Source organism: Clostridium hydrogenum (assembly GCF_021432385.1).
Classification (GTDB): Bacteria; Bacillota; Clostridia; order Clostridiales; family Clostridiaceae; genus Clostridium_S; species Clostridium_S hydrogenum.
This window is the reverse complement of record NZ_JAEACT010000002.1, coordinates 1985767-2001103: the sequence shown is the minus strand read 5'-3', so window position 1 is coordinate 2001103 and position 15337 is coordinate 1985767. Positions and strand designations below refer to the sequence as shown.

Sequence of the window (15337 nt, the reverse complement as noted above, 5' to 3'; positions counted from 1 at the left end):
TTTATATATTATTTTAAGGTTTGTTTAAGGTTAAGGGTTTATAATAAAAAATATAAAATTACAAAACATGGAGGATACAATATGCAGCAATTTAAATATGACATAAAATGTGATACCTTGTCACCAGAACAGGAATTTTATAAGGAATCCTATGTATTATTAGAAGGCGCAATTATTGAAGTAATTTCAAGATTAGATATTATTAGAAAATACAAATCAATTGAGCAACAGGAAGATCCTATAGAACATTGTAAAGCAAGAATTAAGTCAGCTAAAAGCATGAAAGAAAAATTGAAAAGAAAAAAGCTCCCTATTACTGCAGAGAGTGCTTTAAGAGAAATACACGATGCAGCAGGAATAAGGGTTATTTGCACATTTTTGGATGATATCTATTGGATTGCAAATATGCTAAGAAATCAGAAAGATATTAAGATTATTAACGAAAAAGATTATATTAAAAATCCAAAGCCTAATGGATATAGAAGCTATCATATGATTTTGCAGGTTCCAATACATTTAGAAAATAGAGTGGAAATGGTATACTGTGAACTACAAATACGTACTATTGCAATGGATTGTTGGGCAAGTCTAGAACACCAGTTGAAATATAAGAAAAACATTGAAAGCGAGAAAATGATTGCTGGAGAATTAAAAAGGTGTTCTGATGAAATTGCTTCAACCGATTTGAACTTTCAGACTATTCGAGATATGATAAAACAAATATAAATATAGAGATGAGGGAATTAAGGATGAGAATTTTACTTGCTGAAGACGAAAAAGAATTATCCAATGCCTTAGTAGCTATTTTAAAGCACAATAATTATTCAGTAGATGCTGTTTATGATGGGGCTGCTGCACTTGATTATTCACTTTCAGAAAATTACGACGCTCTTATTTTAGATATTATGATGCCTAAGATGAGTGGACTTGATGTGTTACAAAATTTAAGAGAAAAAGGAATTTATGTACCGGTTTTAATGCTTACTGCAAAAGCTGAAATTGAAGATAGAATTATTGGACTTGATAAGGGGGCAGATGATTATTTAAGCAAACCTTTTGCTATGGGAGAACTACTTGCAAGGCTTCGAGCTATGACTAGACGAAAATCTGAGTTTACACCAAATCTAATTGAAGTTGGTAATATTAGTCTTAACAAAGAAAACTATGAATTATCAAACGAAAAATCCTCACTAAGACTGGGTAACAAGGAATTTCAAATGCTTGAGATGTTAATGAATAATCCAAAACGTCTGATTTCTGCAGAGCAGTTTATGGAGAGAATTTGGGGATATGATTCTGAAGCAGAAACAAATGTTGTATGGGTGTACATATCTTATTTGCGTAAAAAGTTAGAATCTTTGGATGCCAATGTAAAAATTAAAGCAGTTAGAGGTGCTGGATATACATTAGAAGCAGAATAAAATTTAATTGAACAAGGAGTGTGAGAGAAAATGTTTAAAAAATTGCAGAGAAGATTTATTATGATTACAATGGGTTCACTAGGTTTGGTTGTATTTGTTCTCCTTGGTTCGATTAATATAGTCAATTATTATGAGATGGATCGCAAAATAAATGGAGCCATTGAGATTCTTTCAGAAAATCAAGGAGAGTTTCCAAAGTATAAGAAAGCAACAGAAATTGTCAGCGAGCAAAAATTTGGTTTTGAAATGAATCCAGAAACACAGTTTCAAACACGATACTTTGTAGTTAAGGTTAATAAAGATAATACTGTTAAAGAAACTGATACAAAGCATGTTGCTGCTGTTACCCCGCAGGATGCAGAAGGATATGCAAATAAGGTACTAGCTAGCAATAAAAGAAGTGGACATCAAGATATCTATAAATATTCTGTAGTGAGTGAACCTTATGGGTATATGATTATATTTGTAGATTATAGAATTCAGCTTCAAGAAGTTACAGTATTTTTATTGAGTTCTTGTGTAGTTGCACTTTTAACTTTGATACTTGTATTTATTTTTGTGGCTGTATTTTCTAAAAAGGTAATCAATCCTATTATTGAAAGTGTTGAGAAGCAAAAGCAGTTTATTACAGATGCGGGACATGAAATTAAAACACCACTTGCAATTATTTCTGCAAATGCAGATGTGCTTGAAATGACCTCTGGTAAAAATGAATGGATAACAAGTATTAGAAATCAAACAAATCGTCTTGACAAGCTTGTAAAAAATCTTTTAATGCTTTCTAAAATGAATGAGGATAATTTAAAAATGGTGTTTTCTGAGTTTGATTTAAGCGGTGTAGTTTTGGAAGCAGCATTTCCCTTTGAAATAATTGCAGAGAAAGAAAACAAAAAGCTTACAATAGATATTCAGCCAGGGCTTAAATATCATGGGGATGAAGGCAGTATACATCAGCTTGTTTCTACTCTTGTTGATAATGCTATGAAATATTCTAATGATGGAGGAATTATTAAAATTTCATTATCTCAAGTGAAAAAAGGAATAAAGATAGAGGTATATAATACAACAGATGATATTGATAAAGAAAATTTAGATAAGTTATTTGACAGATTTTATAGAACTGATTCTTCAAGGTCAAGAGAAACTGGTGGATATGGAATTGGGCTTTCAATTGCAAAATCCATTGTAGAAACACACCATGGAAAAATTTCAGTAAAAAGTGAGGATGGAAAATCTATCTGTTTTACTGTTCTAATATAATTTTAAATCAGATTACAAAGTACAAAGTACAAAGAAGGAGGATTTGCCTTCCGTGCGTCAGGTAAATCATAGAACTTATATATTTTGTCAGCTTTGCTGAACACTATGCTTTAACCCATGCGTAAGCATTAAGTTTAAGATTGAATATCTATAGAAATGTAGCAGGTCTTTTTTTATAGGCTATGTTTTAAATAAGTGTTGATTTTCACGCTTATTTAAAACATAGTTTATTTTTTTTAAAAAGCTATTGACTTATTCAAAATTAAATGCAATAATTTATATATAGTTACTTACTAAATGTAACTACATATAAAATTGTTATGATAGTTATAATTAAAGTATAAATGCTAAATATAAGTACAAAAATAACAGGAGAGATGAAATATGCTAAAAAAAATAGAAAATAAGAATATGGGAAGCAGTAATCTTGGATGGTTAAAAAGTAAATTTCACTTTTCATTTTCAGAATACTACAATCCAGACAATATAAATTTTGGAGTTTTAAGAGTTATAAATGATGATTTAATTGAACCTAGAAAGGGATTTGGGCTTCATCCCCATAATGATATGGAAATAATAACATACGTAGTTCATGGGGAACTTACACATGGAGATAGTATGGGGAATAGAAAAAGTATAGGTCGTGGTCAGGTTCAATATATGAGCGCAGGAACAGGTGTTTATCACAGTGAGCATAATCTTGGGGAGGAGACATCAAGGAGTCTTCAAATATGGATTTTCCCGGATAAAGATGGATATAAACCGAACTATGGGGATTTTAAATTTAATTGGGAAGATAGGCATAACAAATGGCTTTACATGGTTTCTAGTAAGGCTGGTGCGGCACCAATTAAAATAAATCAAGATATGAATATTTATTCCTTAGAACTTGATCATGGGAAAGAAATAGCTTTTCCTGTAAATGAGAATAGGCAAGCTTATCTAGTTCAGATAGAAGGTAATTCATCAATAAATAATATTGAATTAAATGATGGAGATGGAATGGAAATAGTCGAGGAAGATATTTCAATCAAAGCAAATACGACTTCTCATATTTTAATTTTTGAAATGAATAAGGAAAATTAATAGTTTTTATTGAAGATAGAGAATATATTAATTTTACTTTCAAATAATAATAAATGGCTATGTTTTAAAAGAATGTTGATATGAGCTTATGACATTAATGGACTCTAAGAATTGCTCGTTTATAATTTGCTACCCATTTAGATGCATCGTCCTGATGCCTAAATGGCTTTGACCGTCCTAGTCAAAATTACACAAATTATAAACGAGCAATCCTAAGAGTCCATAAAAGCCAACACATCACATCAACATTCTTTTAAAAATAGCCTAACATACTAAAGGAAGCTATGTTTTAAATAAGTGTGAAAATCAACACTTATTTAAAACATAGCCTAATAAATAAATAATATTTTATAATCGGAGGGATGTTTAAATGTCAAAAGATTTTTTTAAAGCCGTAGAGGATAGGCGTACGTTTTATGGAATTAGTAAGGAAAGTGTAGTTTCAGATGATAGGATTAAGGAAATTATAGAGCAGGCAGTAAAGTATACTCCATCTGCATTTAATTCTCAAGGTACAAGAGTGGTTTTATTATTAGGAAATCAACATGATAAATTATGGGATATTACAAAAGAAAACTTGAGAAAAATTGTACCAGCAGATAAATTTAGTTCTACTGAGGATAAAATAAATTCATTTAAAAATGGATATGGTACAGTTTTATTCTTTGAAGACAATAGCGTGGTGGAGGCACTTCAACAACAATTTGCTCTCTATAAAGATAACTTCCCAATTTGGGCACAACAAACAAGTGGAATGCATCAATATGTTGTTTGGACTGCATTAGAAATTGAAGGTTTTGGAGTATCCTTGCAGCACTATAATGAACTTATTGAAAATGATATAAAGAAAGAATGGAGTATACCAAATAGTTGGAAGTTAATTGCACAAATGCCATTTGGAAAGCCAACAGCACAGCCAGATGAAAAGCAATATAAGCCATTAGAAGATAGAATTAAAGTATTTAAATAAAAAAGTGTAGTGCAAAACCAAATAACATGGGACAGGTGCATTAAAAATAATGTGGTATACGAGTATCTTGAAATCTTAAATAAAATTAATAAAACTAAGTGGCAAATTTTCTGCAAACTTAAGAACTTTCAATAACTCGCTGAGAGGATACTCAAACAATTGAAAGTTCTAAAGTTTTCAAAAAATTCCCCACTAAGTTTTATACAATTTTATTTAAAATATTTCTTCGACACTCGTATACCACATCATTTTTTTAATGCACCTGTCCCATGTTATTTTGATAATTTCACTACATCTTTATTTCTGTGAAGTAAAAAGCAGAGCAAAAATCAGAGTAAAGAGTAGAGTTAAGGATGATTTACATTTCCTCACGTTAGGTAAATCTTAAACTTAAATGTTGTTCAGCGAAGCTGACAACATATATTCTATGATGGCGTAAGCAATCAAAAATAAGTTATAAGATTTTCCGTAGTAAAGCGGAAGAAAATCATCCTTCTTTGTACTTTATACTTTGTACTCTGTACTTTGATTTAATGCTTCTTCTCTATTTTTTGTCTTTGATTTAAGCATACTGTAAATTCCAAAAAGAATTATAAACCATACAGGTGTTACAAATAAAGCTACTCGAGTTTCACTATTAAGTGCTAGTGTAACTATAACGAAAGCAAAGAAAGCTAGAATTACGTAATTAGCAATTGGATAAAATGGCATTTTAAATTTATTTTTAGCAGCGGCCACAGGGTTAGCCTTACGATATTTTAAATGGCAAATAACTATAATTGCCCAAATAAATATAAAACAAAAGGTTGATATACTTGTAATTAGTACAAATACTCCTCCTGGCATAATATAGTTTAGAAGAACTGCAATTAATATAATAGCGGCAGAGAATATTGTAGCATTAGAAGGTATCTTGCTAGAAGTTAATTTTTTCATTGATTCAGGTGCATTATTTTCTTTAGCAAGAGAAAAAACCATACGGCTTGTGCTGAAAATACCGCTGTTACAAGCAGATGCAGCTGATGTTAATACAACGAAATTTACAATACTAGCTGCTGCCACAATTCCAACAGCACCGAATACTTGAACAAATGGGCTTTTATCTGGATTAATTGAATTCCAAGGGTATATACTCATAATAACAGCAAGTGCTCCAATATAGAAAATAATTATTCTAATTGGAATGTTGTCAATGGCTCTTGGAATAACATGTTCTGGATTTTCGGTTTCACCGGCTGTGAGGCCTACTAGTTCTATTCCAGTAAAAGCAAAAACAACCATTTGAAAGGAAAGGATAAAACCGTTTATACCATTTGGAAATAATCCACCATGCTTCCAAAGGTTTGTAAAGCTAGATATACCAGCATTTGTGGAAAATCCTTTAATAATCATGACGGTACCAACTATAATTAGTGATAATATTGCGACAACTTTAATTAACGCAAACCAAAATTCCATTTCTCCAAATAGTTTTACTGCCGTAAGGTTCATTATTAGTAAAACTATAAGAATTACAAGACTTGGAACCCACCTTGGTATATTTGGAAGCCAGTATTGTACATAAAGGCCCGCAGCAGTAACGTCAGCCATAGCAAGTGAAATCCAACAGAACCAATAAGTCCATCCAGTGATAAATGCGGCCCTGTCTCCTAGATAATCTTGGACGAAGTCTACAAAGGAATGATAGTTTAAGTTAGAAAGTAATAATTCCCCAAGGGCACGCATAACTAAAAAACAAATTCCACCTGTTATTAAATAAGCAAACAAAATAGACGGACCGGCAAGGTGAATAGATCTGCCTGAACCAAGGAATAAACCTGTACCGATTGCACCACCAATTGCAAGTAGCTGAACATGACGATTTTTTAGTCCTCTTGATAAATTTTCATTTTTTGAGTTTAGTTGATCCATTTTTTCCCTCCATCTTAGTCAAAAGGCATGTATTGCAGTACCTTTTCCTATAAGTATTTTATGATTGGAGATACAAATGGGAATAGATAAGATCTAAATGAAGTAATTGATATAAAGTATTACCACGCAAAAACTGTTTAGCCAGTAATTTCTTATTACTTTTGTAAGATATTTTATCTGTCCCCTGTCCTTTTACCTGAGAGTTTCGCCTTTTAGGCTTTCTCCTTCGGTGCTCTGTTTCGAGTCTCTCCAAGGGTTCATCCAATAACGGTCATCTCTATGTATAAATTACATATCTATACATTGGTACCTGAAAGATTTACTTCTTCGGTGAATGGCCATAGCCATAACTCTCCCGCTATTTTCATCTGAACTATTAAAATTAATATTTACATATTAATATAAAATTAATATAGTTGCAATAAACTTAATATTGTTTCGATTGAAAGAACCATAATAGTACTTGACTAATTTTGATAAATTGTTACTTAAAAGATATTATTATTAATTTGTTGTTAAAAAATAAGGCGTTACAAAAATAAACTATTAAAGTTAAAAACACATGTATTTGATACTAGTACACATCGAAGAATGTTAAGTTTGCATAAATATACAGAAGCTTTGTAGGAACAATGATATTAAAGAAATCATTGGATTATGTTATAATAAAAATATAATTAGTATATTTATTTGAAAGTGAGTCAGGTTTATGGAAAGAATAAACGATATTTTAAGCAGCTTCCTTTATATTGAAACTTTTGTCATTCTTATTATTGCTTGGGGTTCCTGGAAGAGGAGAAAGGCTTTGGGAGCGCTACCGCTTTTTATTGTTTGTATATGCTCGGCTTTTTATGCATTTGGGTATGGCATGGAAATAACAGCTTCATCACTTAAGGATGTGAATTTTTGGAGTAAAATTGAATATTTGGGATTGTCTTTTATTCCAGCACTTTGGATTGTACAAGCTTATTCCTTGTCAGCTAACGGTAAGAAAGCTAACAAGCTACATATAAGTTCCCTTTTTATAGTTCCAATAATTACATGTATGTTTAGACTTACAAATGAATATTTTCACTTTATGTACAAGAATGAAAGACTTATTAGTAACGGATATTTTTATATATTATCTTATCAAAAAGGTTTTTGGTATTATGTATATTACATATTTTTCTTTATTTGCATGATAGTATCCACAGCAATGTATTACAAAGCCTTTTTAAAATCAACAGGACTTGCACGACATCAGCTTAAAATTATGATTTGTGTATCAATAAGTGTTTTGATTTTTGAAACCTTTGATCAAATTCAAATTGTACCACTTAAAATGGATTATGGTGCTTTTATAATGTTTTTGGTATATGTGCTCTTTGCATATGTTGTTTATCCTTTTGATATGCTGCACATTATTCCAATATCAAGAGAAATGGTATTCGATTGGATTCATGATGGCGCAATTGTTGTGGATACTGATTTTAATCTTAAGGATTTTAATTATAGTGCAAAGGAAATATTTAAATCTTTGGATAAAAGTATGATAGGTACCAAAATAGAACTTTGTACAAGTGAAGCTCCTGAGTTTGATAAGATGTTAAGAATGTGGAACGATGTAGATAAAGTATATTCAGAAAGAAGCTTTAAAGGAGATGTTTTTGAATTTAGAATAACATCAATGGGAACCGTAAGTTATTTTAAAGCAAGGTTAAAGGCTCTGTATTATAAAGGATATAGAATAGGAAGTACTGTATTAATTTCTAATGTGACTAAGGAAAAAGAGATGGTACTTGAGCTTGAAAAAATGGCTAGATTTGATCAACTTACGGGAATACTAAATAGGAGATGTTTTATAGAACTCATTAGCATTGAATTCAGTAAATTGGAGAAAAGGGATTATCAAGGCATATTGTTTATGTTTGATATTGATCATTTTAAACGGATTAATGATACGTATGGACACCAAGCAGGGGATTATATTTTAAAAGAAATGGTATCTATAGCCAAAAATATGCTTAGAAATAAAGATTTGATTGGGAGATATGGTGGTGAAGAGTTCATTGGTTTTTTACCCAATATCTCAATGGACGAAGCTGTGTCAATAATTGAATGCATTAGAAGTGCTTTTGAAAAGCATGATTTTATTTATGATGGTATATTTATTAAAGTTACTGCTAGTTTTGGTGTTGCAGAATATTATAGGCAGGGATCTGGTGAATATTTTTCATATAAAGAAATGGTTAAACGGGCAGATACTGCGTTATATATGGCAAAGGAAAACGGAAGAAATCAAATTGCCGTAAATTAGCTAAGAATATAAGCTTAACGTTCACATTTTTTTGTAAAGTTTAATGAAATTTTGGATTTTTTCTTGATTTCTATAAAAAATTGAGCTAAAATTACCTAGTGAGACGAACTAATAAATCGAAAAATTGAATAATATTCACTTATATAAATTCAACAATATGGGTTGGATGTTTCTACCAAGCTGCCGAGAATAGCTATAGGACTATAAGTGTCTACTAAAAATTATATTTATAGATAAACTATAAAAATGGTTTATCTTTAACTAAGGAGAGATAAGTATGAGTTATGATGTAATAATAGTAGGTGCTGGTCCAGCAGGAATATTCACCGCATATGAATTAAAAAAGCAAAAACCTCAATCTAAAATTTTGTTGATTGAAGAAGGAAAAAGTATTGATAAAAGACATTGTCCTAAAGACAAAACTAAAAAATGCGTAGGGTGTAAGCCATATTGCAATATTACTACTGGATTTTCAGGAGCAGGTGCTTTTTCGGATGGAAAATTATCCTTGAGCCATGAGGTTGGTGGAGACTTACCAGAGCTTGTTGGTCCAGATTTAGTGCAAGAATACATTGATTATACAGATTCAATTTATTTGAGTTTTGGTGCCGATACTAAGGTTGAAGGTATTGGAAATAATGAAGCTGTAAAAGAAATTAGAAGGAAAGCTATTCAAGCAGCATTAAAATTAGTAGATTGCCCAATAAGACACTTGGGAACTGAAAAGGCTCAAGAAATATATTTAAAAATACAAAATCACTTGATTAATAGTGGTGTTGAAATAAAATTTGATACTACAGTTAAGAATTTGTTAATAAAAAATGGAGAAGTTTATGGAGCATTGATAACTGATTCATTAACTAAAAGTAAGGATGAAGAAGTGCTTTCGAGCAAGGTTGTTGTAGCTACAGGAAGAAAAGGTGCTGATTGGTTAAAGGATATGTGTGTAGAACACAATATAAGCCACAGTGCAGGACCAGTAGATATTGGAGTTAGAGTTGAATTAAGAAATGAAGTAATGGAAAGTGTAAATAATGTGCTTTATGAATCTAAACTTATAGGACATCCTGAACCATTTAGGGATAAAGTTAGAACTTTCTGCCAAAATCCTGGTGGGTTTGTTAGCCAAGAAAATTATGATAACAACTTAGCTATAGTTAATGGACATTCGTATAAGGATAAAAAGTCTAAAAATACAAATTTAGCAATATTAAGTTCTCATAATTTTTCTGAACCTTTTAATGAACCTATCGAATACGGACAAAAGGTTGCAGAACTTGTTAATATGCTTGGTAATGGGAAAATATTGCTCCAAAGATATGGCGATATATTGGACGGAAAAAGAACTTGGAAGCATGAATTGAATCAGTCTAACGTTAAGCATACACTGCCGGATGCAGAGGCAGGAGATTTAACTTCTGCAATACCATACAGAACAATGACAAATATATTAAATTTTATAAAAGCTATGGATACAGTAGTTCCTGGATTTGCAAGTAGAGAAACGTTGCTTTATGGACCAGAAATTAAATTTTACAGCAATAGAATTAATATGGATGAGAATTTTGAAACTAATATAAAAGGCTTGCATTGCCTTGGAGATTCCAGTGGTTGGACTAGAGGTTTAATGATGGCTTCAGCTATGGGAGTAATGATGGGAAGAAAGTTATAAACAAGGTTTAATACAAAATAACAAGATAGAAATATGCATGAAAATTTCTATCTTGTTATTTTATTTTTTGTACTATACCATTTTTCTTAGTTTTCAATATTCGAACTACAAGATTATTAATGAATATCTTCCTTTGCTATAGAAAGTATAATGGAAACAATTGAAAGTAAATGTATTGACAACTAATTCTAGTAAGAGTATACTAATTTATGTAAAAGAAAATGATAATCATTATCAATATCGCAAGCAAAGTTTTTAACCGTGCTTAGAACAGAATAAATTAATTATAGTTGTTTCAAATAAAGGGGGAGACGTATGTATTTAGAAGTAAAAGATTTAATTAAATATTACGGAGAAGATGGAAGTAGGGTTCAAGTTTTAAAAGGTGTAAATTGTTCAGTGGAGAAAGGTCAAATATGTGTTTTACTTGGACCTTCTGGTTCTGGAAAATCTACATTACTTAATATTATAGGTGGTATTGAAGAAATTGATAAGGGAGATATAATTGTAGATGGGAAATCAATAGTAAATATGAATAAAAAGCAAGTATCACTTTATAGGCGAAATAATTTGGGATTTGTATTTCAATTTTATAATTTAATACCTAATCTTTCTGTAAAAGAAAATATAGAAGTTTGTGAATATCTGAGTAAGACACCTCTTGATATCGATGATTTAATTAAAACTCTAGGACTTTGGGAACATAAAGATAAATTTCCTAATCAGTTATCGGGTGGACAGCAACAAAGGTGTGCTATTGGAAGGGCACTTGTTAAAAATCCTGGAATTTTACTTTGTGATGAACCAACAGGAGCGCTGGATTATAATACATCAAAGGAAATATTAGAGCTCATAGAGAAGGTAAATCAAAAATATAAAAATACTATTATAATAGTAACTCATAATGATGCTATTAAAAATATGGCTCATAAAGTTTTAAAGCTGCGTGATGGTAAAATTACCAAGCAGTATGAAAATGAAACTATAATGCGGGCTAAAGAGCTAGAATGGTAGGTGATATTATGAGAAATCCATTAAATAAAAGATTAATACGTGATTTAAAACATAATTCCGGCAGGTATATAGCAGTGGCTGTTATAATGATAGCTTCAATAGCTTTACTTTCAGGTTTTTTAGCAACAGCTGATGGGATAAAAGAAGCTTTTCAAAGTAACAGATTAGATTGCAAAGTAGAAGATGGACTTTTTAGTTCTTATTTCAAAGTTCCTAAAGAAGTAATAACGAAAACTGAAAAATTAGGAGTTAATATTTATGAAAATTACTATTCAAATGAGCCAGTTTTAAAAAGCGCTAAACTCAGAATTTATAAAAGCAGAAAAAATATTGATATAGAAACAATTATTGAAGGGAAGCTTCCAAAAGGCAAATATGAAATAGCATTAGATAGATTATTTGCAACAAATAATTCTCTTAAAGTTGGCGATGAAATTAGTATCAAAGGAAAAGCTTATAAAATAACAGGTACTATTTCACTTCCAGATTACAGTGCTTTATTCGAAAAAAATTCAAATCTTATGATGGAAACCAAATATTTTGGTGTTGCCATTGTCTCAAATGATGCTTTTAAAAACTTTACCGATAGCAATCTAATATACAATTATTCTTACTATTTTAAAAATAGAAATTTAAGTAAAAGTAGAAGCAAGGATTTATCAAACAAAATTGAAAAAAGTTTAGTTGAAAATCGAGTAGCTTTAATGGATTTTTGTACATCAGCAAACAATCAAAGCATTTCTTTTGTAGAAGAAGATATGGGCTCAGATGTACCAACTATGAAAGTGTTTTGCTACATTACAATTGTAATTATGGCATTTGTTTTTGCAATTATTGTTATGAGCACTATTGATGAAGAAGCTCAAATAATAGGAACCTTGCTTTCAAATGGTTATAGCAAAGGTGAAATCTTAAGTCACTACATGAGGATACCAATATTTGTTACAATCTTAAGTGCCGTTATAGGTAATATCCTTGGATATATTGTTCTTCCTTCAACTTTTAAAGCTATGTATTATAATAGTTACAGCCTTCCTCCATGTACAATAAAATTGAATAATGAAGCACTTATATTAACTACAATTATTCCAATATGTATCATGCTTTTAATAAATGCAGTTGTACTTTATGTAAAGCTAAATGCATCACCACTTCAGTTTTTAAGAAAAGATTTAAAAAAACACTCTAACAATAAACCTATAAAATTACCTCTTTTTAACTTTGTAAATAGATTTCGTTTGAGAGTTATCCTGCAAAATAGAGCAAATTATTTTATGCTTTTTATTGGAATCTTCCTTGGAAGTGTTATCCTACTGTTCGGTCTATGTATGATGCCAATGATTAATCATTATGTAGATAGCATTGAACAAACTAGCATATCAAAATATCAATACATTTTAAAAGCTCCTCAGAAACTCAAAGAAAAAGAGGCTGAAAACTTTACAATTTATGCTTTAAAGACGTATTTTAAAGCAGCAAATAGAAATTTAGATGTTTCTTTTTACGGAATAAATCACAAATCAAAGTACCTATCAAGCTTGTCAATCAATAATGGAGAACATGGAATTTATATGTCGGAGGGCCTAATGAAAAAGCTTGGAACTAAGCCTAATGATATAGTTAAATTTTCTAATCCATATACCAATGATACCTATTCTTTAAAGGTAATTGGAAGTTTCAATTATTCTTCTGGTTTTGCAGCATTTATGAATAGGCAGGAGTTAAATAAACTGCTAAAGTATACTGTAAATTATTATAATGGATATTTTTCTAATAAAAAGCTTCACATTAATGATAACAATTTAGCATCTGTTATTACACCAAAAGACATGGTAAAACTAGGACAGCAGATGACAGCTTCTATTGGAAGTAGTGCAAATATGTGCCTTGTTGTTGCAGTTCTTATATATATGTCCCTTATGTATATACTTACTAAAATAGTAATTGATAAAAACTCACTATATATTTCTTACATGAAGGTGTTTGGATATGAGGATAAGGAAATAAGGAAGCTGTATCTTCATACAACTACTGTTGTTGTTATTGCATCACTTGTTGTAGGATTACCATTAAATTATTTAGCACTTAAATATTGTTTTAAAGTGGCTTTCACAAAAATGAATGGATACATGGAAGTGTATGTACCTTCATATTTATTTGTAGCAATTGTTGCAGTTGGAATTATATCTTATTTATTAATAAACTCACTTCATATACGAAGAATAAATAAAATTAGTATGGCGGAGGCTCTTAAAAATAGGGAGTAATGCTTAGAAAATATGGGGCGTTGCATAAAAATTAAAAAATGCGAACCTTTATTCAGAGTACAGATGACAGAGTACAGAGTACAGTTAAGGATACACTTACTAGGGGTTTGGGCTTAAGCCCATGTAGGTTCTTTAACTTAGTAGATGCACTGTCAATAGTAGTGCAATAAAACTTTGTATATTAATAATCTTTGCTACAGAAAATCTTAAAACTTATTTTTGATTGCTTACGCAATCGCGGCATTAATGTTGTTCAGCGGAGCTGACAACATATAAGTTTAAGATTTACCTGACATAAGGAAAGGTAAATCAACCTTAACTGTACTCTGTCATCTGTACTCTGTACTCTGATTTAAAGTTTTAGACTAATTTTGCAATTTCAGCAATATTAGAAGTGCAAGCACTTAATTCCTCAGCAGAAGCTGAAATTTGTTCTGTAGCTGAGGCTTGAGTATTTGATACATCTGTAGTTTCATTTACCTTTTCGCCTAATTTGGTTGCAATATCATTTATAGTTTCTAAAATATTTGTAATGTCTGTTACTGCTTCATTACTTGATTCTGACATTTTTTGAATTTCTTTAGCTACAACAGAAAAACCTTTTCCAGCCTCACCTGCTCTTGCTGATTCAATAGCAGCATTAAGTCCTAAAAGCTTTGTATTTTTTGAAATACGGTTAATGAATTCTAATATTTTGTGAGATTCATTGATACTGCTTATTATTTTATTTGTATATTCTTGAACTTCTAAAATTTTGTTTAAAAGTAATTGGGCGGATGCTGCAATTTCCTGTGAGGTAGCACTTAATTCTTCAGATGAAGCTTGAATTGTTTCACTAACTTCTGATAAGATACTTTGATTTTTTAAATTTACAGCTACATTTAATGTACCTATTACCTTATTGTCCTTACCTTTTATAGGTATTACTGATGCCTTGAAGGGAACGCCATAAGTTTCTTTGGGCATTAGACCACTTTCTACATTTCCCGATTCTAGTGCTTTTGTAATAAGCCCACCATACGGAATTTTTTTCCCTTCAAGATCACCACAATTTAATTCTGTACCATTATAGTAACATATAAATTGTTCTTTATCTGTTAGTCCAATGGCAGTATCTAGTGGAAAAGATTTCTGAAACATAGGGCAAGCCTTATCTAAAAAATACAGCAATAAATTATCCTGATTTTCGGTAAAATAAGGATCTGAAAGTATTTTCTCATAAATTTCTAGCATTATATATCCTCCTATACATAAAAATTGAAAATTAAAATAAAAAATATAATTAAAATAAAAAATTCAATATAAGTAAATTATATTACGATATGAAATATTAATCAATAAAATATGTTTAAAATTGGATAATTATAAATAAACATTAAAATAAATGCAATTATAGTGTATTTTATAAATACAAATATGTAAAATCTTGATATAAAG

11 protein-coding genes and 3 riboswitches are annotated in these 15337 nt (G+C 30.4%); of the genes, 9 read left to right on the top strand and 2 right to left on the bottom strand.

Going from position 1 to position 15337, the window contains the following annotated elements:
- The first annotated feature begins 81 nt into the window (after positions 1 to 81).
- The 5 genes from CUEA01_RS09040 (at position 82) to CUEA01_RS09020 (ending at position 4737) form a co-directional block, all read left to right on the top strand.
- On the top strand, positions 82 to 726 hold the full coding sequence (locus CUEA01_RS09040) for a GTP pyrophosphokinase (protein WP_234121318.1): 645 nt from the start codon (positions 82 to 84) through the stop codon (positions 724 to 726).
- 23 nt (positions 727 to 749) lie between these two features.
- On the top strand, positions 750 to 1421 hold the full coding sequence (locus tag CUEA01_RS09035) for a response regulator transcription factor (protein WP_234121317.1): 672 nt from the start codon (positions 750 to 752) through the stop codon (positions 1419 to 1421).
- 30 nt (positions 1422 to 1451) lie between these two features.
- Complete coding sequence (locus tag CUEA01_RS09030; RefSeq protein WP_234121316.1) at positions 1452 to 2681, top strand: sensor histidine kinase; 1230 nt, start codon at positions 1452 to 1454, stop codon at positions 2679 to 2681.
- A gap of 384 nt (positions 2682 to 3065) precedes the next feature.
- A complete protein-coding gene (locus CUEA01_RS09025; RefSeq protein ID WP_234121315.1) occupies positions 3066 to 3767 on the top strand; it encodes a pirin family protein in 702 nt (233 codons plus the stop codon).
- A 370-nt stretch (positions 3768 to 4137) separates the two neighbouring features.
- Entirely contained in the window at positions 4138 to 4737 is a 600-nt protein-coding gene (locus CUEA01_RS09020; protein ID WP_234121314.1) for a nitroreductase family protein, read from the top strand.
- 504 nt (positions 4738 to 5241) lie between these two features.
- Here the strand turns inward: CUEA01_RS09020 and CUEA01_RS09015 are convergent.
- Positions 5242 to 6648: an amino acid permease gene (locus CUEA01_RS09015; protein WP_234121313.1), complete on the bottom strand. Its 1407-nt coding sequence runs from the start codon at positions 6646 to 6648 to the stop codon at positions 5242 to 5244.
- 174 nt (positions 6649 to 6822) lie between these two features.
- A riboswitch (glycine riboswitch) is annotated at positions 6823 to 6911 on the bottom strand.
- A gap of 23 nt (positions 6912 to 6934) precedes the next feature.
- A riboswitch (glycine riboswitch) is annotated at positions 6935 to 7016 on the bottom strand.
- A 341-nt stretch (positions 7017 to 7357) separates the two neighbouring features.
- Between CUEA01_RS09015 and CUEA01_RS09010 the strand changes: the two genes are divergently transcribed.
- The 4 genes from CUEA01_RS09010 to CUEA01_RS08995 all read left to right on the top strand — a co-directional run bounded on the left by CUEA01_RS09010 (position 7358) and on the right by CUEA01_RS08995 (position 13900).
- Positions 7358 to 8947 carry a histidine kinase N-terminal 7TM domain-containing diguanylate cyclase gene (locus CUEA01_RS09010; protein ID WP_234121312.1) on the top strand — a complete coding sequence of 530 codons (1590 nt, stop codon included), beginning with the start codon at positions 7358 to 7360 and terminating at the stop codon, positions 8945 to 8947.
- A 119-nt stretch (positions 8948 to 9066) separates the two neighbouring features.
- Positions 9067 to 9171, top strand: a riboswitch (purine riboswitch).
- Positions 9172 to 9224: 53 nt separating this feature from the next.
- Positions 9225 to 10619: an NAD(P)/FAD-dependent oxidoreductase gene (locus CUEA01_RS09005; RefSeq protein WP_234121311.1), complete on the top strand. Its 1395-nt coding sequence runs from the start codon at positions 9225 to 9227 to the stop codon at positions 10617 to 10619.
- Between the two features lie 315 nt (positions 10620 to 10934).
- Complete coding sequence (locus tag CUEA01_RS09000) at positions 10935 to 11633, top strand: ABC transporter ATP-binding protein (protein WP_234121310.1); 699 nt, start codon at positions 10935 to 10937, stop codon at positions 11631 to 11633.
- A gap of 8 nt (positions 11634 to 11641) precedes the next feature.
- Positions 11642 to 13900 carry an ABC transporter permease gene (locus tag CUEA01_RS08995; RefSeq protein WP_234121309.1) on the top strand — a complete coding sequence of 753 codons (2259 nt, stop codon included), beginning with the start codon at positions 11642 to 11644 and terminating at the stop codon, positions 13898 to 13900.
- 360 nt (positions 13901 to 14260) lie between these two features.
- Here CUEA01_RS08995 and CUEA01_RS08990 read toward each other — a convergent pair whose 3' ends face one another.
- Positions 14261 to 15133, bottom strand: a complete 873-nt coding sequence (locus CUEA01_RS08990; RefSeq protein ID WP_234121308.1) for a methyl-accepting chemotaxis protein — start codon at positions 15131 to 15133, stop codon at positions 14261 to 14263.
- Between the last annotated feature and the right edge of the window lie 204 nt (positions 15134 to 15337).